The following is a 24,827-nucleotide window of genomic DNA, read 5'->3' as shown; positions in this document are numbered from 1 at the left end:
GGCATTACTGCGCCAAGGCCTTGGTCAGCGCCGCGATCAGCACCGCGTTCTCCTGCGGCAGGCCGATGGAGATGCGCAGCCATTCAGGCAGGCCGTAGTTGCCGACCGGGCGCACGATCACGCCCTGCTTCAGCAACGCCAGGTTCACGCGCGCGCCGGCGCCGGCATCGTCGCCGACCTTGACCAGCACGAAATTGCCATACGAAGGCACATACTGCAGGCCCAGTTTGTCGAAGGCCTCGGTGAACTGCTGATAGCCGGCGGTGTTATTGACAGCGCTCTGCTTCAGGAATTCCTTGTCGTTCAGCGCCGCGATGGCCGCGGCTTGCGCCAGCGAGTTGACGTTGAACGGCTGGCGGATGCGGTTCATCAAATCGGTCAGCGCCGGCTGGGCGATGCCGAAGCCCACGCGCAGGCCGGCCAGGCCATACGCCTTGGAGAAGGTGCGCGAGACCAGCAGGTTGGGATACTTCTTGACCCACTCGGCCGACTCGAACTGGTTTTCCTCGGCCAGGAATTCGTTGTAGGCCTCGTCCAGCACCACCACCACGCCGGCCGGCACCTTGTCCAGGAAAGCCTGGATCTCGGCGGCCGGGATGAAGGTGCCGGTCGGGTTGTTCGGGTTGGCGATGAAGACCAGGCGGGTGTCCTCCTCGATCGCCGCCAGCATCGCCGGCAGGTCGTGGCCGTGATCCTTGGCCGGCACCACGATGTGGCGCGCACCCACGCCCTGCGTCGCCAGCGCGTACACGGCGAACGAGTACTGCGAGTACACCACCGACTGGCCGCGCTCGACGAAGGCGTGGGCGGCGATTTCCAGGATGTCGTTGCTGCCGTTGCCCAGCGTGATCCACTCGGCCGGCACGGCGTAGCGCTTGGACAGCGCGCCCTTCAGATCGAAACCATTGGCGTCCGGGTAGCGGCCCAACTCAGCGGCGGCGGCGTTCATCGCCTGCACCGCCGATGCCGGCACGCCGAACGGGTTCTCGTTCGACGCCAGCTTGACGATGGCCTCTTCATCGAGGCCGAATTCGCGTGCGACTTCCGCAATCGGTTTGCCCGCCTGGTAGGGAGCGATAGCGCGGACGTATTCGGGGCCGTAATTCTTGGACATGGTCTCTCTCAGATTCTCGTTAAAAAAATTAGTTCAGGCTGACCGGGTAGGAACCCAGCACCTTGAAGAAGGCCGCGTTGTTCTGCAGCTCTTCCAGCGCCTTGGCCACGCCTTCGTCCTGCACATGGCCTTCGACGTCGACGTAGAAGTAGTATTCCCACGTGCCGGTGCGGGCCGGGCGCGATTCGAAGCGCGTCATCGACACATTGTGCCGCGCCAGCGATCCAAGCAGGCGGTAGATGGAACCCGCCTTGTGCGGCGCGGCCAGCGCCAGCGAGGTGCGGTCCTGGCCCGAGCGGCCGGCCTGCAACTGGCCGATCACGGCGAAGCGCGTGCGGTTGTGCGGGTCGTCCTGGATGTTGGCCTTGACCGTGCCCAGGCCATAGCGCACGCCGGCACGCTCGCCGGCGATGGCGGCGATGGTGTGGTCGTCGCGCGCCATGCGGGCCGCTTCGGCGTTGGACGAGACGGCGCGGCGCTCGATGTCCGGGTAGTTGTTATTCAACCAGATCTGGCACTGCGCCAGCGCCTGCGCGTGGGCGCAGATGGCGGTCACGCCGTCCATGTTGCCGGTACCGCTCAGCAGGCTGTGACGCACCGCCAGCGACACCTCGCCGCTGATCGACAGCGACGTATGCAGCAGCAGGTCCAGCGTGCGGCCGATGGCGCCTTCGGTCGAGTTCTCGACCGGCACCACGCCGAATTCGGCGGTGCCGGCCTCGGTGGCGCGGAACACTTCGTCGATCGACGAGCAAGGCAGCACATCGACGGCGGTGCCGAACTGCTGGTACGCGGCCTGCTCGGTGTAGGTGCCGGCAGGGCCGAGGAAGGCGATGGTGACGCGCTTCTCCAGCGAGCGGCAGGCGGACATGATTTCGCGCCAGATGGTTTGCAGCTCGACGTCGCCCATCGGGCCGGGATTACGCTCGGCCACGCCGCGCAGCACCTGCGCCTCGCGCTCGGGACGGAATACCGGGGCGTTGGTTTCGGCCTTGACGTGGCCGACCTGCTGCGCCACTTTGGCGCGCTGGTTCAACAGGTCGAGGATCTGGGCATCGATGGCGTCGATCTGCTCGCGCAAGGGTGTCAGTTTGTCAGTCATGATGGGTTTATTTTCCGGTGCGGCCTGCGAATTCGTTCAAGTAGTCCACAAGCGCCTGTACGCCCTCGATGGGCATGGCGTTGTAGATCGATGCACGCATGCCGCCGACGGACTTGTGGCCCTTCAGCTGCAACAGGCCGCGCGCCTTGGCGCCGGCCAGGAATGCCTCATTCTGACTCTCGTCCTTCAGGTAGAAAGGAACGTTCATGCGCGAGCGGTTTTGTTTCGCCACGCGGGTCTGGTAAAAATCGTCGGCGTCGAGCGCCGCGTACAGCAGTTTGGCCTTGGCGATGGCGCGCTTCTCCATCTCGGCCACGCCGCCCTGCTTCTTCAGCCACTGGAACACCAGGCCGGCGATGTAGATGCCGTAGGTGGGCGGCGTGTTGTACATCGACTCGTTGTCGGCCACCAGCTTGAAATCGAACGCCGACGGGCAGGCCGGCAGCGCCTTGCCCAGCAGGTCTTCGCGGACGATGACGATGGTCACGCCGGCCGGGCCGATGTTCTTTTGCGCGCCGGCGAAAATCAGGCCGTATTTCGACACGTCGACAGGGCGCGACAGGATGTGCGAGGACATGTCGGCCACCAGCAGCACGCCATCTTGTGGCGCGGGCACACCGGCGTCGAAATCGTACTCGATGCCGTCGATGGTCTCGTTGGTGCACATGTGCAGGTAGGCCGCGCCGGGCGTGAGCTTCCACTCCGATTGCGGCGGCACTTGCGTCGTCGACGACGCGGCGACATTCACGTTGGCGTACTTGGCGGCTTCCTTGATGGATTTGCCCGACCACGAACCGGTCTGGATGAAATCGATGGTCGCTGGCTGCGGCTTGTGGCCGACGAGGTTCAGCGGCACCAGGGCGTTCTGCGACAGTCCGCCGCCCTGCATGAACAAGATCTTGTAATTGTCCGGTACTGCCAGCAGCTCGCGCAGGTCGCGCTCCGCTGCCTTGTAAATCGAAATAAACTCCGGTCCGCGGTGGCTCATCTCCATGACGGACATGCCGCTGCCATGCCAGTCCAGCATTTCGGCAGCGGCTTGCGCCAGCACTTCCTTCGGCAACACGGCGGGGCCGGCCGAAAAGTTATAGATATGAGTCACGTTGCGGTCCTTATTTTGCGTTTTGTTTTTCCTGGAGCTTCTGCATCACCGGGCCGACGCGGCGAGCGGCGATCTGCTGGCCGATCTGCATGGCTTCAGCCGTCAGCTTGGGCATGGTGGCCAGCATCTTGGCGCCGATCGGGGTGCGGTAGAAGGCGGTGATCTGTTTCAGTTCGTCGGCGCTGTAGGTGCGCGCGTACAGCGGCACGGTTTCGGTCATGATTTCTTCTATCATGCCAGGGTCGGTGATCACGCCTTGCAGCGTGGAGACGACGGCCGGCAATTCGGCTTCCATCTTCGCCATTTCAGCGGCCTTCTGCTCGGGCGTGGTCTTCGGATTGTTCTTGATGGCGGCTTCGGCGCCGGCGCGCATGGACTGGCCGATATTCAGCGACATCTGCTGCATGATACCGGTCATCATGGTGCGGTAGTTCATCGCCTCGAACAGCTCGCGCGCGGCCGCGGTGGACGCGGCGTCGGCCTGGGCGAACGCCGGCGCGGCGCCGGCCAGGGTGAATGCGGCTACGATGCTGATTACGATCTTTTTCATGTACGCCTCTAGAAATTTTTCGGAATAAAAAAGCGGGACCAGTCTTATTGTCGCATTTATCCGCGCAATAAACCTGACCCCGCTCTCCCCGGACCTGGGTCCGGGGCGGTGTGTGCTACGACTTACTCAGCTTGAGCTTCGTCTGGCTTGGCATCAGGACCCGGTTCCAGCTCGACTTCGTCGATGTCCGTCTCCACCACGCGCTGCAGGCCGGACAGCTTGGTGCCGTCTTCGACCGCGATCAGCGTCACGCCTTGCGTGGCGCGGCCCATCTCGCGGATCTCGGAAACGCGGGTGCGAATCAGCACGCCGCCGGTGGTGATCAGCATGATCTCGTCGGTCGAATCGACCAGCGTCGCCGCCACCACCTTGCCGTTACGCTCGGAGGTCTGGATCGCGATCATGCCCTTGGTGCCGCGGCCGTGGCGCGTGTACTCGACGATCGGAGTACGCTTGCCGAAGCCGTTCTCGGTGGCCGTGAGCACCGACTGCTGCTCGTTTTCCGCCACCAGCAGCGCGATCACGCGCTGGCCTTCGTCCAGGTTCATGCCGCGCACGCCGCGGGCGTTGCGGCCCATCGGACGCACGTCGTTCTCGTCGAAACGCACCGCCTTGCCGGCGTCGGAGAACAGCATCACGTCGTGCTGGCCGTCGGTCAGCGCGGCGCCGATCAGGAAGTCGCCCTCGTCCAGGTCGACCGCGATGATGCCGGCCTTGCGTGGATTGCTGAAGTCCTTCAGCGGCGTCTTCTTCACGGTGCCCAGGCTGGTCGACATGAAGACGTAGTGGTCCTCAGGGAAGGTGCGGTTTTCGCCGGACAGCGGCAGGATGACCGTGATCTTCTCGTTGTCCGCCAGCGGGAACATGTTGACGATCGGCTTGCCGCGCGAGTTGCGCGAGCCTTGCGGCACTTCCCACACCTTGAGCCAGTACATGCGGCCGCGGTTGGAGAAGCACAGGATGTAGTCGTGCGTGTTGGCGATGAACAGCTGGTCGATCCAGTCTTCCTCTTTGGTCGCCATGGCTTGCTTGCCGCGTCCGCCGCGCTTCTGCGCGCGGTACTCGGAAATCGGCTGCGCCTTCATGTAGCCGGTGTGCGACAGGGTCACCACCATGTCCTGCGGCGTGATCAGGTCTTCGGTGCCCAGGTCGGTCGCGTTGTGCTCGATGTTGGAGCGGCGCGGATCCTTCTGCGGGTCGCCGAATTCGTTGACCACGTGGGTCATCTCGTCGGTGATGATGGTGGTCACGCGTTCCGGCTTGGCCAGGATGTCCAGCAGGTCGGCGATTTCAGCCATCACGTCTTTGTACTCGTTGACGATCTTGTCCTGTTCCAGGCCGGTCAGGCGTTGCAGGCGCATCTGCAGGATTTCCTGCGCCTGGTCGTCGGACAGCTTGTACATGCCGTCGGCCTGCATGCCGTAGTGCTTGGGCAGGTGCTCGGGACGGAAGGCGTCAATGCCGCCGGCGGTGGTGCCGTCGCCGGTACGGGCCAGCATCTCGCGCACCAGCGACGAATCCCAGGAACGGTCCATCAGGCCGGTTTTCGCGACCGGCGGCGTCGGCGCCGCCTTGATGATGGCGATGAAATCGTCGATGTTGGCCAGCGCCACGGCCAGGCCTTCCAGCACGTGGCCGCGCTCGCGCGCCTTGCGCAGCTCGAACACGGTGCGGCGCGTGACCACTTCGCGGCGGTGCGACAGGAAGCAGCTCAGCATTTCCTTCAGGTTCAGCAGGCGCGGCTGGCCGTCGACCAGGGCCACCATGTTCATGCCGAAGGTGTCTTGCAGCTGGGTTTGCTTGTACAGGTTGTTCAGCACCACTTCCGGCACTTCGCCGCGCTTGAGCTCGATGACCACGCGCATGCCCGACTTGTCGGACTCGTCGCGGATATCGGAAATGCCTTCGAGCTTCTTGTCGCGCACGTTTTCGGCGATGCGCTCCAGCAGCGATTTCTTGTTGACCTGGTACGGCAGCTCGTCGACGATGATGGCGGTGCGGCCGCCGTCCTTGCCGTATTCCTCGTAGTGGGTCTTGGCGCGCATCACCACGCGGCCGCGGCCGGTGCGGTAGCCGTCGCGCACGCCCGAGACGCCGTAGATCGTGCCGCCGGTCGGGAAGTCCGGCGCCGGGATCAGTTCGATCAGCTCGTCGATCGTGCATTGCGGATTGCGCAGCACGTGCAGCGCGCCGGCGATCACTTCATGCAGGTTGTGCGGCGGGATGTTGGTCGCCATGCCGACCGCGATACCCGACGAGCCGTTGATCAGCAGGTTGGGGATGCGGGTCGGCAGGACCGTCGGTTCTTTTTCCTTGCCGTCGTAGTTGGGCTGGAAGTCGACGGTTTCCTTGTCGATGTCGGCCAGCAGTTCGGCGGAAATCTTGTCCAGGCGGCACTCGGTGTAACGCATTGCCGCCGCGCCGTCGCCGTCGACCGAGCCGAAGTTGCCCTGGCCGTCGACCAGCATGTAGCGCAGCGAGAAGTCCTGCGCCATGCGGACCAGCGTGTCGTAGATCGACGCGTCGCCGTGCGGGTGGTACTTACCCATCGTCTCGCCCACCACACGGGCGCATTTGACGTAAGGGCGATTCCACACGTTGTTCATTTCGTGCATCGCGAACAGAACCCGGCGGTGCACCGGCTTGAGGCCGTCTCGGACGTCAGGCAAGGCGCGGCCCACGATCACGCTCATGGCGTAATCGAGGTAGCTCTTGCGCATCTCTTCTTCGAGGGAAATAGGGATTGTTTCTTTTGCGAATTGATCCATTGGCGGGTCGACTGATCTTTGACTGTGGTTTATTAAGCAATGTATGCCGCACGTACTGCATTTCTAGCGCCTCTCACTACGGACAGGCAAGCGTGCGATTTTAGCATGCGCGCACAGCAACCAGCACATTTCCGGCACGCCGCCCGCCATTGCTGGAGCCCGCCGGCCGGACGCACGTTGTAACGCCATGTAATAGTCATGACACATTACTCAATTATTATCGATAATCACGTTGCAACAAAACAACATTTTGGTCGAAATCAAAAAGGACTCGTGTTATGCCCTTTTCACGCCCAAAGATCGCTTGTGGCAAAATGGATTAGAAGTTAATTGCTCGTTTCGCAATCGGGAGACAGGCGCGCCGCACCCACGTGGTAGAATTCGCCCCACGTATCACTACGTCGCGCAGTTTTTCTGCGGATATCACCCCCGAAAGGAAGAAAAATATGAAAAAACTGATTTCGATGCTGGCCGTATCGGCTGCATTCGCTGGCTCGGCTATTGCACAAACCGCGCCTACCGCTCCTCCGTATGCGCCTGTCACCCAGGACATCAAGGCAGCAACCCCTAAGAGCGCTTATGTGCAAGACGCACGCGGCGTGATCGCCCGTGACCCATTCGGCCTGTGCTGGCGCACCGGCTACTGGACCCCGGCTGATGCCGTTCCAGGTTGCGACGCGCCACTGTGCGTTGAGCCAGAGAAACTGGTTGACGGCAAATGCGTCGCTCCAGCAGCGCCTGCCGCTCCAGCTCCAGTAGCACCGACCCCGGCACCGGCACCTAAGCCAGCCGCTCCAGTGCCAACCGCACAAAAAGTCAGCTTCGCAGCCGACGCGTTCTTCGACTTCGACAAAGCCGTTCTGAAACCAGAAGGCAAAGCGAAACTGGACGACGTGACCTCGAAACTGGGTTCGATCAACCTGGAAGTCATCATCGCCGTCGGCCACACCGACTCCGTTGGTAGCGATGAATACAACCAGAAGCTGTCGGTACGCCGCGCTGAAGCTGTCAAAGCCTACATCATCTCCAAAGGCGTTGAAGCCAACCGCGTGTACACCGAAGGCAAAGGCGAGAAACAGCCAGTTGCAGACAACAAAACTGCAGAAGGCCGCGCCAAGAACCGTCGCGTAGAAATCGAAGTAGTCGGCACCAGCAAGTAATTGCCTGCCGCAACCCCCACCAGCCTGGACGCGCTCAAGATCGCGCCCAGTGCGGGTGGGGGTTTTTTTTTCGCCTTCTGCTTTAGAATAGCGGGATTAGTCTTTTACAGCTTAGAGCCGAACCGATGAACGCCGATCCCTTAGAACTGCAAAAATTCTCCGACCTCGCCCATCGCTGGTGGGACCCGACCTCCGAGTTCCGTCCGCTGCACGAGATCAACCCGCTGCGCCTGGAATGGATCAACGCGCGCGCCCCGCTGGCCGGCAAGAAGGTGATCGACATCGGCTGCGGCGGCGGCATCCTGAGCGAATCGATGGCGCGCAAGGGCGCCACCGTGACCGGCATCGACCTGTCGGAAAAAGCGCTGAAGGTGGCCGACCTGCACAGCCTGGAATCGGGCGTGGCGGTGCGCTACAAGCTGATCGCCGCCGAGGAAATGGCGGCCCAGGAGCCGGGCCAGTTCGACGTCGTCACCTGCATGGAAATGCTGGAGCACGTGCCGGACCCGAGCGCCATCGTGCGCGCCGCCGCCACCCTGGTCAAGCCGGGCGGCCATGTGTTCTTCTCCACGCTCAACCGCAATCCCAAGGCCTACCTGTTCGCCATCCTGGGCGCCGAGTACCTGCTGCGCATGCTGCCCAAGGGCACCCACGACTACGACAAGTTCATCACCCCGGCCGAACTGGCGCAGTACGTGCGCAGCGCCGGCCTCGACGTGCAGGGCTTCAAGGGCATGGGCTACAACCCGCTGACCAAGATCTATTCCCTGAACGACGACACCAGCGTCAACTACCTGGTCGCCACCACCCGTCCGCTGTAAAGACTCTTTATGACCCAGATCAATCCTCCGCGCGCCATCCTGTTCGACCTCGACGGCACGCTGGCCGACACCGCCCCCGACCTGGCGGCCGCCGTCAACCTGCTGCGCACCGAGCGCGGCCTGGAACCGACCGCCTACGAGCTGCTGCGCCCGACCGCCTCGGCCGGCGCGCGCGGCATGATCGGCGCGGCCTTCGGCCTGAAGCCGGAGGACGAGGGCTTCATCCCGCTGCGCGACGGCTTCTTCGCCAACTACCAGGCGGCGATGGCGGTGCACAGCTCGCTGTTCCCCGGCATCGTCGAGCTGCTGGCCGGCATCGAGCAGGCCGGGCTGCAATGGGGCGTCGTCACCAACAAGCCGGCGCGCTTCACCGATCCGCTGCTGCCGCAGATCGGCCTGGGCCATGCGGCCTGCGTGGTGTCGGGCGACACCACGCCCCACGCCAAGCCGCACCCGGCGCCGCTGCTCGAGGCGGCCGCCCGCCTCGGCCTGGCGCCGGAACAGTGCTGGTACGTGGGCGACGACCTGCGCGACATCCAGGCCGGCAAGGCCGCCGCCATGCCGACCATCGCCTGCGGCTGGGGCTACTGCGGCCCGGTCGAGCCGCAGGGCTGGCAGGCTGACTATCTGTTTGATAGCCCTTCGCAACTATTGGTACTACTGCAAGAAACATTGTCCGGCAGATCTGAACTAGCCGCCTGAAATGAGCGATTTTGCATTTGATAACGCTAACTGTTGTATAGACGACCCAATGAAACCGCTATCATTTGAGTAGTCGCACTAAACGATTGTTCAAGCAGTTTAACTACGTATAATCGCCCCGACTGCGTAGTATTACTTATTTCCTGCAAGCCACAAACTCGCTGAACGGGAAGGGAGACAGTCACCACTATCTCAACTTTCCTTTTCAGGGGTTTTATGACTTTTCCTGAGCTGGCTGCCCCGACTTCGCAGCCTTACTCCGAGCAATCCGTGCCGGGCGCGCCGCAAAACTGGACGGTCGGCGTGGCCAACGCCAAATACCACTGGTACGACCTGGTGGCGGGCTTTCCGCAGGCGCCGGACATCCGCGATCCGATCGGCCGCTACCAGCGCCGCATGCAGTTCGAACTGGAGGCGGCGGCGGCCCAGCGCCACCTGTTCTTCGCCGTGATCCGCCCGCGCGTGCGCTTCGACATCAAGGGCGCGGTGCAATGGGGCTTCTTCTCGCTCAAGCTGACGCTGCCGCTGCTGATGGGCGCGGACGAGGCCAGGGAAAGCATCACCATCGAGCTCAAGGTGCCGTTCGCGGCCACCATGAAAAAGCCGACCGTGACGCTGACGCCGAACTTCGTCACCCTGAACTGGGGCGGCCTGATCGAGGCGTTCTCGGTCCACGACATCCTGCAAACCTATGCCCACGCATTGAAGATCCCGAGCAAGGTGATTTACGTCGGCCAGACCCGCGATGACGAGGCGCGCCTGGGCAAGGGCCGCCTGCCGGCGCTGCAACGGCTGCACGCCCAGCACAGCGAGCATTTCGACACCCTGCTGCTGGTGCAGCAACTGGACATCCACGTCAGCTGCGCCGACGGCGATCCGGCCGACGCCGCGCACAACGCCGATCCGGTGGCGGCCGAGGCGCTGCAGGAAGGGCGCATGGAACTGATCGAGGCGGCACTGGTCAGCTACTTCGAGGGCGCCTCCGCGCGCACCCGCACCGCCGAGCAGCGCACGCTGCGCGCCGCCCGCCTGGCCGCGCTGCAGGCCGAGCACAACCTGACGCAGTACACCATCGACCTGCATTACGAGGACGCCGGCCGCTACAACTACCTGTGCTCCGAACACGTGGCCAGCGCCCGCCAGCACCTGCTGAGCTGCTTCATCGCCGACGGCCAGGCCATGGCCGCTCCCCTGCCGCCGCCGGCAAAACCCGGCAAAGGCTGAGGCGCGTCCGCTTGCCGTCCGCCACGTGCGTGCCGGCCGCCGTGGTGTTACATTGCGTGAAGATTGCGACTGCTATAGACTTGCTGGATGGAAATGTTCCGGGAAGCATACTATACTGTGGAAAATACTTACATAGATCCAGGAGCGCAGGCCATGACGAGCGATTTGATCGCTGAGGACGACTATCCAGACCCATCGCTGGATGAGTTGGGCGTGGGCGCTTTGTTCACCGAAGCACCGGAGCCGTTCCACGACCTGCTGGCCGCGCCGGCCGAGCAGATCGACGAGTTGCTGCCGCTGATGCCGCAACGTACCACCGCGCCCCAGACCTGGGTGGTGACGGTGGCCGACGCCAAATTCCACTGGTACGACCTGGTGGCCGGTTTCCCGGAAATCCCCGACATCCGCGACCCGGTCGGGCGCCACCTGCGCCGCATGCAGTTCGACCTGGAAGCGACGATGGAGAAGCGGCTGATCTATTTCGTCGTCAACCGTCCGCGCGTGCGCTTCGACCCGTCGCGCGGCACCAGCTGGGGCTTCTTCTCGCTCAAGCTGACGGTGCCCATCCTGGTGGGCGCCGAGGCCAAGCGCGACAGCATCACCATCGAGCTCGAAGTGCCGTTCGCGGCCACGCTGAAAAAACCCAGCGTGGTGGTCACCGACCGCTTCATCACGCTGAACTGGGGCGGCTTGATCGAGGCGCTGTCGATCCACGACGTGCTGCAGCAATACGAGAATACGCTGACCTTCCAGAACAAGGTGCAGTACGTCGGCCAGACCAGGGACCCGCTCGGCCGCCTGGCCCGCGCGCGCCTGCCGGCGGTGCAGAAGGTCCACCAGAACAACAGCGAGGACAACGACATGCTGCTGCTGATCCAGCGCATGAACGTGGAAGTGATCTCCGACGACGGCGACCCGGCCGAGCTGCCGGCCAACGACAATCCGGTGGCGGCCGACGTGCTGCTGAAGGACCGCATCGACGCCGTGGAGTGCGCGCTGATACGCTACTTCGAAGGCCCGCAGATGCACGGCCGCAGCGACAAGGAAGCCGACGTCCGCAAGCAGCGCGTGCGCCAGATCAAGGAGGTCAACCACCTCGAGAGCTTCCGCATCGACCTGCGGCTGGAAAATCCGGGCAAATACCACGACCTGTTTTCCGCCCACGCGGGCGTGTCGCGCAGTCACATCATCGACTGCACCATCGCCGACGACGGCGAGGTGCTGGTCACCCGCGTGCCGGACAAGGTCAAGACCAAGCCCTAGACCGCGGCCAGCGCCTGTTCCAGGTCGGCCAGCAGATCGTCGCTGTGCTCGATGCCGATCGACAGGCGCACCGTGTCGACCGTCACCCCGGCCTTGGCCAGTTCCTCCTCGTTGAGCTGGCGGTGCGTGGTCGACGCCGGATGGCAGGCCAGCGACTTGGCGTCGCCGATGTTGACCAGGCGCGTGAACAATTTCAGCGCATCCTGGAAGCGCGCCCCGCCCTGCACACCACCCTCGACGCCGAAGGTCAGCACGCCGGACGGCCGTCCGCCCAGGTACTTCTTCGCCAACGCGTGGTCGCGGTGATCCTCCAGTCCCGCGTAGTTGACCCACTTGACCTTGGCGTGCCCGCTGAGGAACTGCGCCACCTTGCGCGCGTTCTCGGTGATCCGCTCCATGCGCAGCGCCAGCGTCTCTATCCCCTGCAGTATCAGGAAAGCGTTGAACGGCGAGATCGCCGCGCCGGTGTTACGCAGCGGGACCACGCGCGCGCGGCCGATGTAGGCGGCAGGCCCCAGCGCCTCGGTGTAGACCACGCCGTGGTAGGACACGTCCGGCTCGTTGAGGCGCTTGAAGCGCTCCTTATGCTCGGCCCACGGGAACTTGCCGGAATCGACGATGGCGCCGCCGATCGAGTTGCCATGGCCGCCCAGGTACTTGGTCAGCGAATGCACGACGATGTCGGCGCCATGCTCGATGGGGCGCAGCAGGTAGGGCGTGGCGACGGTGTTGTCGACGATGAGCGGCACGCCATGCTGGTGGGCGACGGCGGCGATGGCCTCGATGTCGGTGATGTTACCGAGCGGGTTGCCGATCGACTCGATGAACACGGCCTTGGTGCGCTCGTCGATCAACGCCGCGAACGAGGACGGGTCGCGGGCGTCGGCGAAGCGGGTGGTGATGCCGAACTGCGGCAGCGTGTGGGCGAACAGATTGTAGGTGCCGCCGTACAGCGTGGAGGCGGAGACGATGTTGTCGCCCGCCTCGGCGATGGTCTGGATCGCGTAGGTCACGGCCGCCTGGCCCGAGGCCAGCGCCAGCGCCGCCACCCCGCCCTCCAGCGCGGCCACGCGCTGCTCCAGCACGTCCTGGGTCGGATTCATGATGCGGGTGTAGATATTGCCGGGCACTTTGAGGTCGAACAGGTCGGCGCCGTGCTGGGTGTCGTCGAAGGCGTAGGCGACGGTCTGGTAGATCGGCACCGCCACCGCGCGGGTGGTGGGGTCGGGTTGATAGCCGCCGTGGACGGCGATGGTTTCCAGCTTCATGAGGTCTCCGCGATGAAGTTATATAAAAATCATTTTTAAGAATAGAGCAAAATCGCGGAGCGGCCAAGGAATTAAATCGCGCTTGAATATGCGGAATCCGGTCTCCAGCTCCCGGCTCGGTCAGCACCGACAGCCTGGTCACGCCGGAACGCTTGGCGTTCTGGTTGACATTGACTGCGCCAGCTCTACACTGAAGACGCAGTCAAAAAAACAATTCTGCTGCGCTGAGCCTTCAGAAATCCTGCCATGCCAGCGCCCTTACTACGGAGATAAAAACATGAAATACGTGCGTCTTTGCGCCGCGATTGCGGTTTGCTGCGCCTCCCCACTGGCCACTGCGGCGACTCCCGTGCCGAATTCCTACGATATGCTCAACGGCAATACTGGCAGCTATCATTACTGGGATGACACCTATTCCGGTGCGGGCTGCGTTACCTGCGACAATGCCAGCCTGAGCGGCGGCCTGGGCCAGCTAACAGACGGTATCGTCGCCAGTGACAACTGGTATGTCACGGAAGTGCCGGGCAATGGTCCGTATGTCGGCTGGACAATCGACCCCACCATCAAGTTCCACTTCAATGCGCCCACCACTGTCGATACCGTCAAGATCCATTTTGACGACTCCAATGGCGCCGGCGGTGTCAGCGCACCGGCGGCCGTCATCATCAACGGCAACACCTATACCGTCACCGACCCTGCCGGCAGTGCGCCCTTCTGGTTCACCGCCAACGGCGTCGGCTTCACCGGCAACGACCTGAACGTGACCATCGTGCGCAACAACTCCTGGGTGTTCGCCAGCGAGGTGCAGTTCGCCAACGCCGTACCAGAACCGGGAACCTACGCCATGCTGCTGGCCGGCATGGCGCTGATCGGCGCTGTTGCCCGTCGCCGCCGTTAAGCAAAAAGTAGCGCAGGCGCGGCGCTATCGCCGCTGCGCCTGCGCTTCCGCTTTGGCGATGTTTTCCGAAATCGTTCTTCCCATATTCGGCTCCGCCGGTACCAGCGCCAGTATCTCAACCAGATTAAGCTTGCCGCCGCAAACGTCGATGAAGCGGCGCGCCAGCGGCAGGACGTAGCACAGATGCGCAACATCTGTCACAAAAGCGAAAGCCGGCGCGTCTAAGCTCAACGACCACTACTTTTACTTGCCATGACCGATACCGCCTCCCCCGCCGAACTGGCCACCTTCGCCGCGCTGCGCCCGCGGCTGTTCTCCATTGCCTACCGCATGCTCGGCACGCGCGCCGACGCCGAGGACGTGGTGCAGGATGCCTGGCTGCGCTGGCACGGCAGCGACCAGCAGGCGGTGCAATCGGCCGAGGCCTGGCTGGTGACCGTCACCACCCGCCTCGCCATCGACCGCCTGCGCGCGCGCATGGCGGAGCGCGAATCGTATGTCGGCTGGTGGCTGCCGGAGCCCATCGTGGAACTGGACGAGCACACGCCGGAGAGCAGCGCGGAGCTGGCGAGCGAAGTGTCGATGGCCTTCCTGTGGGTGCTGGAGCGCCTGTCGCCGGAGGAGCGTGCGGCGTTCCTGATGCGGCAGGTGTTCGAGCACGATTACGCCGACATCGCGGGCATGCTGGGCAAGAGCGAATCGGCCTGCCGGCAGATGGTGCATCGCGCGCAGGAGCGCGTGCAGCAGCAGAAGCCGCGCTTCGAGGTGCCGAAGGAGCAGCACCGCGAACTGCTGGTGCGCTTCATGGAGGCGGCCAAGGTTGGCGACCGCGCGGCTATGAAGGCGATGATGGACGGCGACGTGCAGCTGGTGGCCGATGGCGGCGGCAAGGTCCGGGCATTCACCCATATCCTGCACGGCGCGGGGCGCGTGGCCGGCATCTACTGGGCGCTGGAAAACGAAAACCCGAACCGCGTGGTCTATCGCTCGGCGCGCGTCAACGGCACGCCGGGCTTGGTGCGCTACGTGGACGGCAAGCTGGAATCGGCGCAGTCGTTCCAGGTGGAGGATGGCCGCATCACCGCGATCTTCATCATGCGCAATCCGGACAAGCTAACCGCGCTGCCGCAATTTATTTGAGATTTTTTTCGGCTGGCTGTCACAGAACGCGAAGCCGGGGCGTCTTACAGGTATGGAGGGCGCAATGGTGTGCCCTCGCTGACTGAAAGGCACTCATCATGAACCACTCCCCACGCATCGCATTCTTCCAACTGGCGCAAACCCAGCTGCACGCCATGATCACGATGTCCGGCACCATCAAGAAAAGCTCGCTGGGCGCGCGCCTGGTGGAGCTGATCAACCTGCGCGTATCGCAGATCAACGGCTGCGGCGTGTGCATCGACATGCACTGGCGCGACTTGATCAAGCAGGAAGCCGATCCGCGCCACCTGAACGCCATCGCCGGCTGGCGCGAGGCGCCCTTCTTCAGCGACCGCGAACGCGCGGCGCTGAACTGGGCCGAGGCGGTCAACGCGATCCCGCACCGTCATCCAAGCGACGAGGATTTCGCCCTGCTGCAGCAGCATTTCACCGACAACGAGATCGCCGAGATCAGCTACAGCATCGCTGTGATCAAGGGTTGGAACAGCATCAACGCCAGTCTGCGCAACCAGATCCCGGAAGTGCCGGCGCCCGGCATGTAATCAGGCCTTGAGGACTTGTGCGACCACGGTGCAGACGTGGTCGACGTCTTCGAGCGTCATCGCCGCGTGCAGCGGCAGGGTGACGGTCTCGCGCGCGATGCGCTCGGCGATGGGGAACTGGCCGTCGGTGTAGCCGAAGCCTCGGCCGACGGTGGTCAGGTGGCAGGCCTCGTACGACATGCCGGTGCCAACGCCCTGCTCTTGCAAGGCGGCGCGGAAGCTCTTGCGCGTGAGGCCGAACTGTTCGTAGGGGATCAACACGTTGAACATGTTCCAGCTCTGGCGCGGCTGGCCGCGCGGCGGCAGCGCCACGCCGGGCAGCGGCGGGAATTTGTCGAAGTAGCGTTCGGCCAGCGCGGCGCGCTGCTCAAGGAAGCGCGGCAGCTGCTTCAGTTGATGGACGCCGATCACCGCAGACACGTCGGACATGTTGAATTTGCCGGCGGCCATGGCGACGTCGCGCGTGTCGTCCGGCAGGCGCTGGATGCCGTGGAAGCGCAGCAGATCCACCAGCTTTGCCTCGTCCTCGCTGGCGACGACGATAGCGCCGCCTTCGATGGTGGTCATGTTTTTATTCGGGTGGAAGCTGAAGGTGGCGATGTCGCCGAAGCCGCCCACCGGTTGGTCTTTCCAGTACGAGCCTTGTACCAGCGCGGCGTCTTCGATCACGCGCAGCTGGTGGCGCTTGGCCAATGCGTACAAGGCGTCGATGTCGCCCAGCGCGCCGGGGAAGTGGGTCGGCATGATGGCCTTGGTGCGCGGCGTGATGGCCGCCTCCACTTGCGCCAGGTCGATGGCGCGGGTGTGCAGCTCGCAATCGACAAACACCGGCGTGGCGCCGATCTTGACGATCATGTTCATCGCGGAGAAAAAGCTTTGCGCGGAGGTGATCACCTCGTCGCCGGGGCCGATGCCGCAGACCTGCAGCGCGATCTCCATCGCGCCCGTGGCCGATGTCAGCACGCGCGTCGGGCGGCCGCTGAAGCTCGCCGACAGGGCGCGTTCAAGTTCGGTGACATTGGGGCCGGTGGCGATCCAGTTCGAGCGCAGCACAGCGGCTACGGCCTGGATGGTGTCTTCATCGAGTTGGGGTTGGGCGAATTTGAGCATGCGGCGATTCTACCAGCGCATCGCGCCGGACACCTCAGAACCATATTTAAAAGTTCAGCTGCTCTAACGATACCCCCAACACCACAGCGATTTTTTCGCGAGTCGATTTGCGCAGCTTGGCGCTACTCTCCTGGACTGCATAGGACGACTGCGCGATGCCCAGGCGGCTGGCAACTTCTGCTTGCGTCAGACCCAGGTGTTCGCGCCAGGCACGAATCGGGGTAAGGCCGTCTTTGATGACCTTGCCCACCACTTCATTGGGAACGATACGCTCCGGCTGGCACTTGGTCATGTTCAGATAATCGCCATAAGGAATGACGGCAAACGCCGGCAGACCATCCGGTCCGTTCAGAATCTGAATGTTAATAGGTGCGTTCATTTCGCTTACTCAATTGCGAGATTGTGACGATGATCGGGTTGCCACGCTGGTCAATATCATCCAGAAGATTGAGCTCACGAGAATTATAGCTAAAATATAGTTTTACCAATCTAAAGCTATAACGCAAACAGGGTGTCGAAGTTGATCATACTTCTGTGTGGAATTTGATGCCGTAGGGAAAAATCGCCTCCGGCGATTTTTTGATAGATGACGCCACCGCAAAATCGCCAAAGGCGATTTTGAAGTCAGCCGAATCGGAGAGGGTTGCGCTTGCAAGCGCAACCCGCTTCGCGGGCTATCGCGGGCCATGCGGCCCGCCCCCGCTCCGCCCCGCGGTCCGTATCGGACGCGGTTTCGATTCCCGACCAGCTCCAGCAATTGGATTAAAAATAAAGGCCCCGACGCTTGCGCGCCGGGGCCTTTATTTTTAATCCAGTGGTGGAGTCGGCGGGAATCGAACCCGCGTCCGCAAGCACTCTACAGACAGTTCTACATACTTAGCACTATCATTTAATTTAACCAGTACAACACGGACGTGCACGTTTTGGACTAGCGATTCACCTTAGATTTAGCGCGGATTGAAGTGACCCCTCACAGCGCGATTCCCTGTAAATGACTCCATGACTTTTAACGGTCCGCCCCAGGGAAGAAGCGTTTAGGAGCTAACAGCAATTAAGCTGCCAGTGCGTACGAGTTATCGTTTGCAGTTAAGTTTTTCTGGGTGTATTTACGAGGTAACCAGCCCTCGGTATGCCCTGCTCTGCTTTGCAACCCACGTCGAAACCAGGTCGACCCCACAGAACTCCATTCTACCGCACTTTCCACCACAGCGCACACCCCGCCCGGCGACACGTCAAACGCCCGTCATATTTGACCGTTATGATGAGCGCAGTTCTCACACAGAACGACCATTTAGCGCCTCCCAGAGGCGGCTACTACCGGCGCCGGCGGTCGGGAAATATACCGGCACCAACACCCCCTCAAACGTCCCCGCACCCACCGTTGTTGCGATGCAGCAGAAACCCCGCGCTCCGCACGGTTTTCTCGAGTGCGAAGCGGACGCTGCATTAAAATGAAAGCCACACTCTCCGAACCTGATCTACATCATGTCCGATGCCCTAGCCGCTCCCGCCCCGAAGAAACGCGGTCGGCCCCAGAAAGGGGAAGGCGGCGGCCTGCGCGCGGAGTTGCTGGAAAAGTCGGCTCTGCTGTTCCGCACCAAAGGCTACGACAACACCACCGTGCGCGAGATCGCGGCCGCCGCCGGCATCCAGGCCGGCAGTTGGTTCTACCATTTCAAGTCCAAGCAGGATATCCTGGCCGCCATCATGGAACAGGGCCTGGCCCGCTCGCTGGCCGAGATCGAGGCCATCGCCAGCCAACCCCTGCCGCCGTGCGACCTGCTGCGCCAGCTGGTCGAGGCCCATTTGCACACACTGCTGGCGCCCGACCATCATTTCATCGCCGTGCTGCTGTACGAGTGGCGCTCACTGGACCAGCCCGCCCGAGATCGCATCGTCGCGCTCAAAGACCGCTACGAGGCCGTGTGGGACGAGGCCATCGCCGCCCTGCACCGCTCCGGCGACTGGGCCATGCCTTCGCAATTCGACCGCCTACTGATCTTCGGCGCGCTGAATTGGACCGTGCAATGGTACAAACCGGGCAGCGGCGTCGACGTCAAGCAACTGGCCCAGCAGGCAATGCTGTTCATCTTGCGCACGCCGGCCGCGCTTGAGGCACAATAGAGGCGTATCTTGAAAGGAATGCCCCTACTATGATCTATGAAATCGCCGAGTTGTACATCAAGCCCGAATCCCATACCGCCTTCCAGGCCGCGGTGGCCGAGGCGGTCCCCGTGTTCAAGGCCGCCACCGGCTGCCTGTCGATGCGCCTGGACCGCGACATCGAGACGCCGGACACGTATCATCTGGTGGTGGGCTGGCAGACGCTGGACAACCATGTGGTCGATTTCCGCGGCAGCGAGGGTTTCCTGGTCTGGCGCGGACTGGTGGGCAGCCATTTCGCCCTGCCACCGAAAGTGGAACATTTTGAAACCGTGGTGGCCGGCTTTTAACGCCAACACGACTGTGCAGTCTCAAGACGGAGGCTAATCATGACACGTACCATCCACCGCAATTTCGAGCAGGTGACCGATGCCGAAAGCGCCCGCAGCGCGCTGCTGGCGAACGGCTTCCCGCCGTCCTGCGTCAAGCTGACCAAGCATGTGACGCTGCCGCCGAGCGTGTCGACCAGCATGGTCGGCAATCTGCTCGATTCGCTCACGCCGGGCGGGCCGGCGGCGGCCGCGCATGCGCGCGAACGCAGCGGCGCCATGCTGACCATCGATATCTACGATGCCGACGAGGGCGCGAAGGCGGACGCCATCATGGGCGAGTTCGGCGCCAATCCGGCTTGAGTCGGGATTAGTCGGCCAGCACGCCGGCCGCGCCGCCGGCGGCCGCTTCGGCTTGCTCGCGGCGCATCCATTCGCCGGCGTCGGCCACGGTCAGCGGCCGGGCGTAGAAGAAGCCTTGCAGGGCGTGGCAGCCGCAGTCGCGCGCGGATACCGCCTGCTCCAGCGTTTCGATGCCTTCGGCCACCACCTGCAGGTCGAGCGCGGCGGCCAGCTGGCAGATCGCCTTGACCACCGCCACCGCGTCCGGCGCCGGCAGCGGGTCGATCAGGCCACGGTCGATCTTGACCGCGCTCAGCGGCAGTTGGCGCAGCATGCTCAGCGATGAGAAACCCGTGCCGAAATCGTCCATCGCGACGTCGATGCCCAATCCGCTCAAGTGCTGCAACTGCAGCCGCGTGTCGTCGAGGTTGTCGACCGCCGCGCTTTCGGTGATCTCCAGCGTCAGGCAGCGCGGCGGGATGCCGGTGTCGACCAGGATGCGTTCGACCAACTCCAAAAAGCCACGGTTCAGCAGCTGCATCGGCGAGACGTTGACCGCCACCGGCACGCAGTCGCCCAGGTCGGCGCACCAGATGGCGATCTGGCGGCAAGCCTGCTCCAGCAGCATGCCGCCCAACTCCGGGATCAGCCCGGTGCGCTCGGCGATGGCGATGAATTCCACCGGGCTGACCGTGCCCACGCCCGGCCGCAGCCAGCGCGCCAGCGCTTCGAAGCCCAACAACCTGCCGCTGACGGCGTCGATCTTGGGCTGGTAGTCCAGGTAGATCTCGTGGTTGCGGATGCCCTTGCGCAGCGCCTGCTCGTTGTCCAGGCTCTTGCTCGACATCTGCTCGAAGCGCTGCTCGGCCATCGCCAGCGCGGTGCCGGGCGTGCGCTTGGCCTGGTACATGGCGGCGTTGGCGGCGCGCAGCAGCGCCTCGGCGTTGCCGGCGTTGTCGGGGAAGACCGCCATGCCCATCGAGGCGTCGATGAAGTATTCGCCGGCCGGCACCTTGATCGCCTGCAGGCAGGCGTTGTGCAGGCGCTCGGCGATGTCGTCGGCGTTGCCTTCGTCGGGATCGACGATGGCGAATTCGTCGCCGCCCAGCCGCATCAGCTCGGCCCGCGCGCCGAGCGCCTCCTTGAGCTTGGCGGCGAAGGCCTTGAGCACGTGGTCGCCCGTCACGTGGCCCTGGCTCTGGTTGAACAATTTGAAGCGGTCGATGTTGAGCACCACCAGCGTGCAGTGCAGCGAGCCGTCGGCCAGGTAGCAGTATTCCTTCAGGCGCTGGATCAGCACGGTGCGGTTGGGCAGGCCGGTGAGCTTGTCGTGCGTGGCCTGGTGCACCAGCGCGCGGGCGCTGGCGTTGCGCTCGGTGTCATCGGTGATCAGGATCTGGGTGGCGCCCATTCCGTCCCATTCGACCCGCCACGCTTCGAAGCGCAGTTCCAGCTCGCGCCCGCCTGCCACTTCGCACCGCGCTTCCCAGCTGGCGATGTCGAGTTTACCCTCCTGCAGCAGGCGGTGCTGGCGCAGCAACTGCTCGTCGCTGAAGATGTCCGGCGGCAGGTCGGCGATCACGGTGAAGTTGCCCTGCCCCAGCGGCAGGCCGTAGATGGCGCGCACCGCCGGGTTGGCATACAGGATGCGCTTGCCGTCGGTGACGACCACGCCCTGCACCGAGTGCTCGGTCAGCAGCTGGAAGCGGGCCGCCAGCTTGCTTGCCTCGCGCAGGCCGCCCTCCAGCGCGGACAGTCCGTACAGGATGCCGATGCCGGCCCGCAGCAGCACGGCGGCGCACAGGTTGGGCGCCATGCCCGCTTCGCCGTACACAATCAGCAGCAGCTGGCTCAGGCCGAGCAGGATCAGCATCGGGCCAAGCCACCGTTCCAGCCGATGGCTGCGCCACAGCCAGCGCGCGGCCAGCGCGCCCAGGACGGCCAGCACGGCCAGGTCCCACAGCGGCCACCAGCGCAGCTGGCCGGCCGGTTCGGGCGCCAGCACGGCGGCGGCGGTGGCCAGCGCGATCAATGCGGCGGCCGCGCGCGGCAGGCGTCGCCCGGCCAGGCCGGTCACACTGACGGCCAGCAGCAGCAAATTGGGGATGGCGCCGGCCAGCATCAGCACCGGGCCCAGCATGGCGTACGGCGTCGGCGCGGCGTCGCGCAGCAGGTAGCCGGCCGACAGCAGCGCGGCGCACAGCATCGAGCCGCCCATGTCGCGCAAGTGGACCTGGGCGCGGTGGCGGCGCCAGACCTGCAGCAGCCCCACCCCGATCACCACCAGCATCGCGGCGTTGGTCAGGTAGAGGTAGCGTAGGCCGTCCATGTCAGACCGCCGGGTGGTTGAACACCTGGCGCAGATAGGCCAGGAAGGTTTCGTCCTTGCACAGGGTCTTGCCCGGCGAGTCGGACAGCTTGGCCACCGACTGGCCGTTGCAGCACACCAGCTTCATGACGATGTTCAGCGGCTTCAGGCCGACGTCGTTGGTCAGGTGGGTGCCGATGCCGAAGCCGGTCATGATGCGGTCGGCGAAGTGGCGGTACAGCGCCATCGCGCTCTGCAGGTTCAGGCCGTCCGAGAACACCAGGCGCTTGGTGTTGGCGTCGATGCGCAGCGCGCCGTAGTGGGCCAGCGCTTTTTCACCCCACACCACCGGGTCGCCGGAGTCGTGGCGCAGGCCGTCGAACAGCTTGGCGAAGTACAGGTCGAAGTCGTCGAGGAAGGCGTCCATGCCGACCACGTCGGTCAGCGCGACGCCGAGGTCGCCCCGGTATTCCTGCACCCAGGCTTCCAGCGAGGCCTTCTGGAAGTCGCGCAGCCGCACGCCGAAGGCCTGGAACGATTGCATGTATTCGTGCGCCATGGTGCCGATCGGGACCAGGCCGAACTTCATCGCCAGGTAGACGTTGGAGGTGCCCTTGAAGTATTGCGGCACTTCGCGCGCCAGGCGCTGCACCACCTCGTCGTGCCAGGCGCTGGAGTAGCGGCGGCGGGTGCCGAAGTCGGAGAACTCGAACGGGTTGCGCCGCGCCGGCTCGGCGCCGAAGGCTTTCAGCGCGGCGATCTTCTCGCCCAGGCGGGCGCGGCCCTCGGCCAGCGCGGCCTCGCGGTCGAAGCGGCGGAAGTACAGCTCGTTGACGATGTACAGCACGTAGATCTCGAAGCCCATCACGTGCACCTGCGGGCCGGCGGCGTGGATCACCAGCGTGTCGCCGTCGGCGCGCACGTCGATGAACTTGCGCTGGAAGCGGAACACCGTGAGGAAGTCGACGAAGTCGCTCTTGATGTAGCGCAGCGAGCGCAGGTAGGCCAGCTCGTCGTCGGCAAAGCTCATCGAGCACAGGTGGTCGAGCTCGCGCTCGACCTCGGGCAGCAGCTCGGCCAGCGGGTAAGCGGTGGCATTGCGGCAGACGAATTCGTATTCGGTGTGCGAGTTCGGATGGCCGTGCAGCAGCGCCTGCCACATGGTGAACTTGTACAGGTCGGTTTCCAGCAGGCTGCGGACGATGGGCTGGCTCATGCGGCGTCCATTCCCAGCGCGCGGTCGGCGTTGGCCAGCAGCTCGGGCAGCACGTCGGCCGCCTGCCGCAGTTGCACGCCGCGCGCCCGCATCGCCTGCAGGAAGGCCTGGTATTGCGGCTCGAAGCCGGCGACCGGGCTGATGCAGTCGGTCAGCAGCACCAGCTTGGACAGCGGCTGGTCGCCGAAGTGTTCGACGATGTGCTCGACCGTGGCCTTGACGCAGTGGCTGCCGGCCTCGCCGGCGATGTAGACCTGGTCGGCCTCGGCCAGCGAAGCGATGAATTTGGTGTTGAGCTGGGTGTCGGGATCGTCGGCGTCCGGCACCTCGGCCATGACGGCGGAGTAGTGCTCGGTCCACGGGTTGGAACCCTTGGCCAGCTTGGCGACGATGCCCAGCGCGGCCTCCTCCCAGGCGCCGTAGGCGGCGCGCACGTCGTCGTGCACGTTGTTGCCCCAGGTGCCGATCTCGCAGTGCACCGGCCATACCATCAGCCGGTAGCGGCCGGCCGCTTCCAGCTTGTCGAGGTAGTTCAGCGCCAGCGGCAAGGCGGCCGGGTGGCGCGGCAGGTATTTTTCTGCGCGCACGTCGGCCGCGCTGATCTCGGTGAACGGCGCCACCGGCGCGCCGTCGCGGGCGATCCAGAAGGTCGGGTGGGCGATGTCGAAGCGGTGGTGCGAATCGAGCGTGATGCTGATGGCGGTCAGGCCGGCGCGGCCGCGGTTGATCAGGCCGGCCAGGCGCAGCATGTCCTGGTGGGCGCCGGGCACCGGCAACGCCGGCGCGCGCGGTGCGCGGGTGGCCGGGTCGAGCGGCAGGTGGCTGGCCGGCAGATCGCAAAAGTCGTTTTGCGGATCGATCACCAGCAAGTGCAGATTACGTTTCATTGGAGCTCCGATGCTTGCTTCACTGTATATGATTTTGCCCGATAGCGCGGGCCGACAGTGATGATTATCTGCCAAGCCGCACGAATTTGTGCAACACGGCCGCCGGGGACGAAAAAAAACTCCCCGCCGGCACCGGCCGACGGGGAGTTTGCACGCGGAGCGGTGCAGCTTAGGCGGCCAGCGCCTCGATCTTGCCGCGGCCCTTGGCGATGGCGGCGGCCACCGCTTCCTCGCCCATGGACACGCCCTCGGCCACCACGAAGGTGACGTCGGTCATGCCGAGGAAGCCCAGCACCGAGCGCAGGTAGGTGGTGACGTGGTCGTAAGCGGCGGCAGGGCCTTCGCTGTAGACGCCGCCGCTGGCGACGAACACGATCACTTTCTTGCCGTGCACCAGGCCTTCGGGGCCGTTGGCGCCGTATTTGAAGGTGCGGCCGGCGCGCGCCACGTGGTCGATCCATGCCTTCAGGCCGGAGGTGACGGAGAAGTTGTACATCGGTGCGCCGATGACGATGGTGTCGGCGGCAAGCAGTTCATCCACCAGCGCGTCGGAGGTCTTGATGGTGTGGGCCTGGTCGGCGTTGCGCTGCTCGGCCGGGGTGAAATAGGCGCCCATCATCTGCTCGGTCAGGTGCGGCACCGGGCTGCTGGCCAGGTCGCGGGTGACCACGGTGCCGCCCGGATTGGCGGCCTGCCATTTGGCCACGTACTCGCCGCCCAGCTGGCGCGACAGGGAACCGTTTTGACGAACACTGCTGTTGATGTGAAGGATGCTTGCCATGATGTTATTACCTTTCGTGTTGGGAGTGATTGCAATCATCATAGAACGAGTTTAATATCGATGAAACTAGGTAAAT

24 protein-coding genes and 1 other RNA gene are annotated in these 24,827 nt (G+C 64.0%); 11 read left to right on the top strand and 14 right to left on the bottom strand.

The genetic code is table 11. The features are described 5' to 3' along the window. Window positions 1-4 precede the first annotated feature (4 nt). From hisC to gyrA, 5 genes are all read right to left on the bottom strand, one after another. On the bottom strand, window positions 5-1,114 hold the full coding sequence (gene hisC, locus ACUJB0_RS12755; RefSeq protein WP_444845542.1) for a histidinol-phosphate transaminase: 1,110 nt from the start codon (window positions 1,112-1,114) through the stop codon (window positions 5-7). A 28-nt stretch (window positions 1,115-1,142) separates the two neighbouring features. Continuing rightward, window positions 1,143-2,216 (bottom strand): prephenate dehydratase, encoded by a 1,074-nt coding sequence (gene pheA, locus ACUJB0_RS12750; RefSeq protein WP_117014751.1) that lies wholly within the window; start codon window positions 2,214-2,216, stop codon window positions 1,143-1,145. Window positions 2,217-2,223: 7 nt separating this feature from the next. Beyond that, window positions 2,224-3,318: a 3-phosphoserine/phosphohydroxythreonine transaminase gene (gene serC, locus ACUJB0_RS12745; RefSeq protein WP_444845541.1), complete on the bottom strand. Its 1,095-nt coding sequence runs from the start codon at window positions 3,316-3,318 to the stop codon at window positions 2,224-2,226. 10 nt (window positions 3,319-3,328) lie between these two features. Further along, window positions 3,329-3,868 carry a DUF2059 domain-containing protein gene (locus ACUJB0_RS12740; RefSeq protein WP_444845540.1) on the bottom strand — a complete coding sequence of 180 codons (540 nt, stop codon included), beginning with the start codon at window positions 3,866-3,868 and terminating at the stop codon, window positions 3,329-3,331. A gap of 122 nt (window positions 3,869-3,990) precedes the next feature. Further along, window positions 3,991-6,636 (bottom strand): DNA gyrase subunit A, encoded by a 2,646-nt coding sequence (gyrA, locus tag ACUJB0_RS12735; protein WP_176363070.1) that lies wholly within the window; start codon window positions 6,634-6,636, stop codon window positions 3,991-3,993. Between the two features lie 446 nt (window positions 6,637-7,082). Here gyrA and ompA point away from each other — a divergent pair, with 446 nt between their 5' ends. The 5 genes from ompA (at window position 7,083) to ACUJB0_RS12710 (ending at window position 11,806) form a co-directional block, all read left to right on the top strand. After that, entirely contained in the window at window positions 7,083-7,796 is a 714-nt protein-coding gene (gene ompA, locus ACUJB0_RS12730; RefSeq protein WP_444845539.1) for an outer membrane protein OmpA, read from the top strand. 125 nt (window positions 7,797-7,921) lie between these two features. Further along, the gene (gene ubiG / locus ACUJB0_RS12725; protein WP_444845538.1) at window positions 7,922-8,617 is read left to right on the top strand and encodes a bifunctional 2-polyprenyl-6-hydroxyphenol methylase/3-demethylubiquinol 3-O-methyltransferase UbiG; all 696 of its coding nucleotides are present in this window, start codon (window positions 7,922-7,924) and stop codon (window positions 8,615-8,617) included. A 9-nt stretch (window positions 8,618-8,626) separates the two neighbouring features. Then, window positions 8,627-9,319: an HAD family hydrolase gene (locus ACUJB0_RS12720; protein ID WP_444845537.1), complete on the top strand. Its 693-nt coding sequence runs from the start codon at window positions 8,627-8,629 to the stop codon at window positions 9,317-9,319. A 216-nt stretch (window positions 9,320-9,535) separates the two neighbouring features. Next, window positions 9,536-10,543, top strand: coding sequence for a hypothetical protein (locus ACUJB0_RS12715; RefSeq protein ID WP_444845536.1), 1,008 nt, complete (start codon window positions 9,536-9,538; stop codon window positions 10,541-10,543). 153 nt (window positions 10,544-10,696) lie between these two features. Continuing rightward, complete coding sequence (locus tag ACUJB0_RS12710) at window positions 10,697-11,806, top strand: hypothetical protein (RefSeq protein ID WP_444845535.1); 1,110 nt, start codon at window positions 10,697-10,699, stop codon at window positions 11,804-11,806. On the opposite strand, the gene ACUJB0_RS12705 is transcribed toward ACUJB0_RS12710, so the two are convergent. Continuing rightward, window positions 11,803-13,074 carry an O-acetylhomoserine aminocarboxypropyltransferase/cysteine synthase family protein gene (locus tag ACUJB0_RS12705; RefSeq protein WP_444845534.1) on the bottom strand — a complete coding sequence of 424 codons (1,272 nt, stop codon included), beginning with the start codon at window positions 13,072-13,074 and terminating at the stop codon, window positions 11,803-11,805. The two genes, ACUJB0_RS12710 and ACUJB0_RS12705, sit on opposite strands and share 4 nt — an antisense overlap. 277 nt (window positions 13,075-13,351) lie before the next feature. Between ACUJB0_RS12705 and ACUJB0_RS12700 the strand changes: the two genes are divergently transcribed. Beyond that, window positions 13,352-13,972 carry a PEP-CTERM sorting domain-containing protein gene (locus ACUJB0_RS12700; RefSeq protein WP_444845533.1) on the top strand — a complete coding sequence of 207 codons (621 nt, stop codon included), beginning with the start codon at window positions 13,352-13,354 and terminating at the stop codon, window positions 13,970-13,972. A gap of 24 nt (window positions 13,973-13,996) precedes the next feature. On the opposite strand, the gene ACUJB0_RS12695 is transcribed toward ACUJB0_RS12700, so the two are convergent. Further along, window positions 13,997-14,203: a hypothetical protein gene (locus tag ACUJB0_RS12695; protein ID WP_444845532.1), complete on the bottom strand. Its 207-nt coding sequence runs from the start codon at window positions 14,201-14,203 to the stop codon at window positions 13,997-13,999. A 21-nt stretch (window positions 14,204-14,224) separates the two neighbouring features. Between ACUJB0_RS12695 and ACUJB0_RS12690 the strand changes: the two genes are divergently transcribed. Continuing rightward, the gene (locus ACUJB0_RS12690; RefSeq protein ID WP_444845531.1) at window positions 14,225-15,112 is read left to right on the top strand and encodes an RNA polymerase sigma-70 factor; all 888 of its coding nucleotides are present in this window, start codon (window positions 14,225-14,227) and stop codon (window positions 15,110-15,112) included. Window positions 15,113-15,210: 98 nt separating this feature from the next. Further along, entirely contained in the window at window positions 15,211-15,675 is a 465-nt protein-coding gene (locus ACUJB0_RS12685; RefSeq protein WP_444845530.1) for a carboxymuconolactone decarboxylase family protein, read from the top strand. Here ACUJB0_RS12685 and ACUJB0_RS12680 read toward each other — a convergent pair whose 3' ends face one another. The 3 genes from ACUJB0_RS12680 to ssrA form a co-directional block, all read right to left on the bottom strand. After that, a complete protein-coding gene (locus ACUJB0_RS12680; RefSeq protein WP_444845529.1) occupies window positions 15,676-16,785 on the bottom strand; it encodes a DegT/DnrJ/EryC1/StrS family aminotransferase in 1,110 nt (369 codons plus the stop codon). Between the two features lie 46 nt (window positions 16,786-16,831). Beyond that, complete coding sequence (locus tag ACUJB0_RS12675) at window positions 16,832-17,164, bottom strand: helix-turn-helix domain-containing protein (RefSeq protein WP_444845528.1); 333 nt, start codon at window positions 17,162-17,164, stop codon at window positions 16,832-16,834. 436 nt (window positions 17,165-17,600) lie between these two features. Beyond that, window positions 17,601-17,960: a transfer-messenger RNA gene (gene ssrA / locus ACUJB0_RS12670) on the bottom strand. A gap of 310 nt (window positions 17,961-18,270) precedes the next feature. Between ssrA and ACUJB0_RS12665 the strand changes: the two genes are divergently transcribed. The 3 genes from ACUJB0_RS12665 to ACUJB0_RS12655 are packed head-to-tail and all read left to right on the top strand — an operon-like array spanning window position 18,271 to window position 19,580. Beyond that, window positions 18,271-18,909 (top strand): TetR/AcrR family transcriptional regulator, encoded by a 639-nt coding sequence (locus ACUJB0_RS12665; RefSeq protein ID WP_161085908.1) that lies wholly within the window; start codon window positions 18,271-18,273, stop codon window positions 18,907-18,909. A gap of 29 nt (window positions 18,910-18,938) precedes the next feature. Further along, window positions 18,939-19,238 carry an antibiotic biosynthesis monooxygenase family protein gene (locus tag ACUJB0_RS12660; RefSeq protein ID WP_444845527.1) on the top strand — a complete coding sequence of 100 codons (300 nt, stop codon included), beginning with the start codon at window positions 18,939-18,941 and terminating at the stop codon, window positions 19,236-19,238. 39 nt (window positions 19,239-19,277) lie between these two features. Further along, complete coding sequence (locus ACUJB0_RS12655; RefSeq protein WP_161085910.1) at window positions 19,278-19,580, top strand: hypothetical protein; 303 nt, start codon at window positions 19,278-19,280, stop codon at window positions 19,578-19,580. Between the two features lie 7 nt (window positions 19,581-19,587). On the opposite strand, the gene ACUJB0_RS12650 is transcribed toward ACUJB0_RS12655, so the two are convergent. The 4 genes from ACUJB0_RS12650 to ACUJB0_RS12635 form a co-directional block, all read right to left on the bottom strand. Further along, window positions 19,588-21,888, bottom strand: a complete 2,301-nt coding sequence (locus ACUJB0_RS12650) for a putative bifunctional diguanylate cyclase/phosphodiesterase (RefSeq protein WP_444845526.1) — start codon at window positions 21,886-21,888, stop codon at window positions 19,588-19,590. Window position 21,889: 1 nt separating this feature from the next. Next, complete coding sequence (gene pncB, locus ACUJB0_RS12645; protein WP_444845525.1) at window positions 21,890-23,083, bottom strand: nicotinate phosphoribosyltransferase; 1,194 nt, start codon at window positions 23,081-23,083, stop codon at window positions 21,890-21,892. Next, complete coding sequence (locus ACUJB0_RS12640; RefSeq protein WP_444845524.1) at window positions 23,080-23,970, bottom strand: cysteine hydrolase family protein; 891 nt, start codon at window positions 23,968-23,970, stop codon at window positions 23,080-23,082. Before ACUJB0_RS12640 ends, pncB begins: the two co-directional genes overlap by 4 nt. A gap of 169 nt (window positions 23,971-24,139) precedes the next feature. Further along, a complete protein-coding gene (locus ACUJB0_RS12635) occupies window positions 24,140-24,751 on the bottom strand; it encodes an FMN-dependent NADH-azoreductase (RefSeq protein WP_444845523.1) in 612 nt (203 codons plus the stop codon). Window positions 24,752-24,827: the final 76 nt, after the last annotated feature.

This window comes from Duganella caerulea (assembly GCF_040362985.1).
In the GTDB taxonomy this organism is placed as follows: Bacteria; Pseudomonadota; Gammaproteobacteria; order Burkholderiales; family Burkholderiaceae_D; genus Rugamonas; species Rugamonas vulcania.
The sequence above is the reverse complement of the archived record's forward strand: the minus strand, read 5'-3'. Positions and strand labels throughout refer to the sequence as shown.

What these genes read in the sequence shown, in the direction of transcription:
- hisC (WP_444845542.1), bottom strand. Translation starts at nt 1,114, where the DNA reads ATGTCCAAGAATTACGGCCCCGAATACGTCCGCGCTATCGCTCCCTAC.
- pheA (WP_117014751.1), bottom strand. Translation starts at nt 2,216, where the DNA reads ATGACTGACAAACTGACACCCTTGCGCGAGCAGATCGACGCCATCGAT.
- ACUJB0_RS12740 (WP_444845540.1), bottom strand. Translation starts at nt 3,868, where the DNA reads ATGAAAAAGATCGTAATCAGCATCGTAGCCGCATTCACCCTGGCCGGC.
- gyrA (WP_176363070.1), bottom strand. Translation starts at nt 6,636, where the DNA reads ATGGATCAATTCGCAAAAGAAACAATCCCTATTTCCCTCGAAGAAGAG.
- ompA (WP_444845539.1), top strand. Translation starts at nt 7,083, where the DNA reads ATGAAAAAACTGATTTCGATGCTGGCCGTATCGGCTGCATTCGCTGGC.
- ubiG (WP_444845538.1), top strand. Translation starts at nt 7,922, where the DNA reads ATGAACGCCGATCCCTTAGAACTGCAAAAATTCTCCGACCTCGCCCAT.
- ACUJB0_RS12720 (WP_444845537.1), top strand. Translation starts at nt 8,627, where the DNA reads ATGACCCAGATCAATCCTCCGCGCGCCATCCTGTTCGACCTCGACGGC.
- ACUJB0_RS12715 (WP_444845536.1), top strand. Translation starts at nt 9,536, where the DNA reads ATGACTTTTCCTGAGCTGGCTGCCCCGACTTCGCAGCCTTACTCCGAG.
- ACUJB0_RS12710 (WP_444845535.1), top strand. Translation starts at nt 10,697, where the DNA reads ATGACGAGCGATTTGATCGCTGAGGACGACTATCCAGACCCATCGCTG.
- ACUJB0_RS12705 (WP_444845534.1), bottom strand. Translation starts at nt 13,074, where the DNA reads ATGAAGCTGGAAACCATCGCCGTCCACGGCGGCTATCAACCCGACCCC.
- ACUJB0_RS12700 (WP_444845533.1), top strand. Translation starts at nt 13,352, where the DNA reads ATGAAATACGTGCGTCTTTGCGCCGCGATTGCGGTTTGCTGCGCCTCC.
- ACUJB0_RS12690 (WP_444845531.1), top strand. Translation starts at nt 14,225, where the DNA reads ATGACCGATACCGCCTCCCCCGCCGAACTGGCCACCTTCGCCGCGCTG.
- ACUJB0_RS12685 (WP_444845530.1), top strand. Translation starts at nt 15,211, where the DNA reads ATGAACCACTCCCCACGCATCGCATTCTTCCAACTGGCGCAAACCCAG.
- ACUJB0_RS12680 (WP_444845529.1), bottom strand. Translation starts at nt 16,785, where the DNA reads ATGCTCAAATTCGCCCAACCCCAACTCGATGAAGACACCATCCAGGCC.
- ACUJB0_RS12675 (WP_444845528.1), bottom strand. Translation starts at nt 17,164, where the DNA reads ATGAACGCACCTATTAACATTCAGATTCTGAACGGACCGGATGGTCTG.
- ACUJB0_RS12665 (WP_161085908.1), top strand. Translation starts at nt 18,271, where the DNA reads ATGTCCGATGCCCTAGCCGCTCCCGCCCCGAAGAAACGCGGTCGGCCC.
- ACUJB0_RS12660 (WP_444845527.1), top strand. Translation starts at nt 18,939, where the DNA reads ATGATCTATGAAATCGCCGAGTTGTACATCAAGCCCGAATCCCATACC.
- ACUJB0_RS12655 (WP_161085910.1), top strand. Translation starts at nt 19,278, where the DNA reads ATGACACGTACCATCCACCGCAATTTCGAGCAGGTGACCGATGCCGAA.
- ACUJB0_RS12650 (WP_444845526.1), bottom strand. Translation starts at nt 21,888, where the DNA reads ATGGACGGCCTACGCTACCTCTACCTGACCAACGCCGCGATGCTGGTG.
- pncB (WP_444845525.1), bottom strand. Translation starts at nt 23,083, where the DNA reads ATGAGCCAGCCCATCGTCCGCAGCCTGCTGGAAACCGACCTGTACAAG.
- ACUJB0_RS12640 (WP_444845524.1), bottom strand. Translation starts at nt 23,970, where the DNA reads ATGAAACGTAATCTGCACTTGCTGGTGATCGATCCGCAAAACGACTTT.
- ACUJB0_RS12635 (WP_444845523.1), bottom strand. Translation starts at nt 24,751, where the DNA reads ATGGCAAGCATCCTTCACATCAACAGCAGTGTTCGTCAAAACGGTTCC.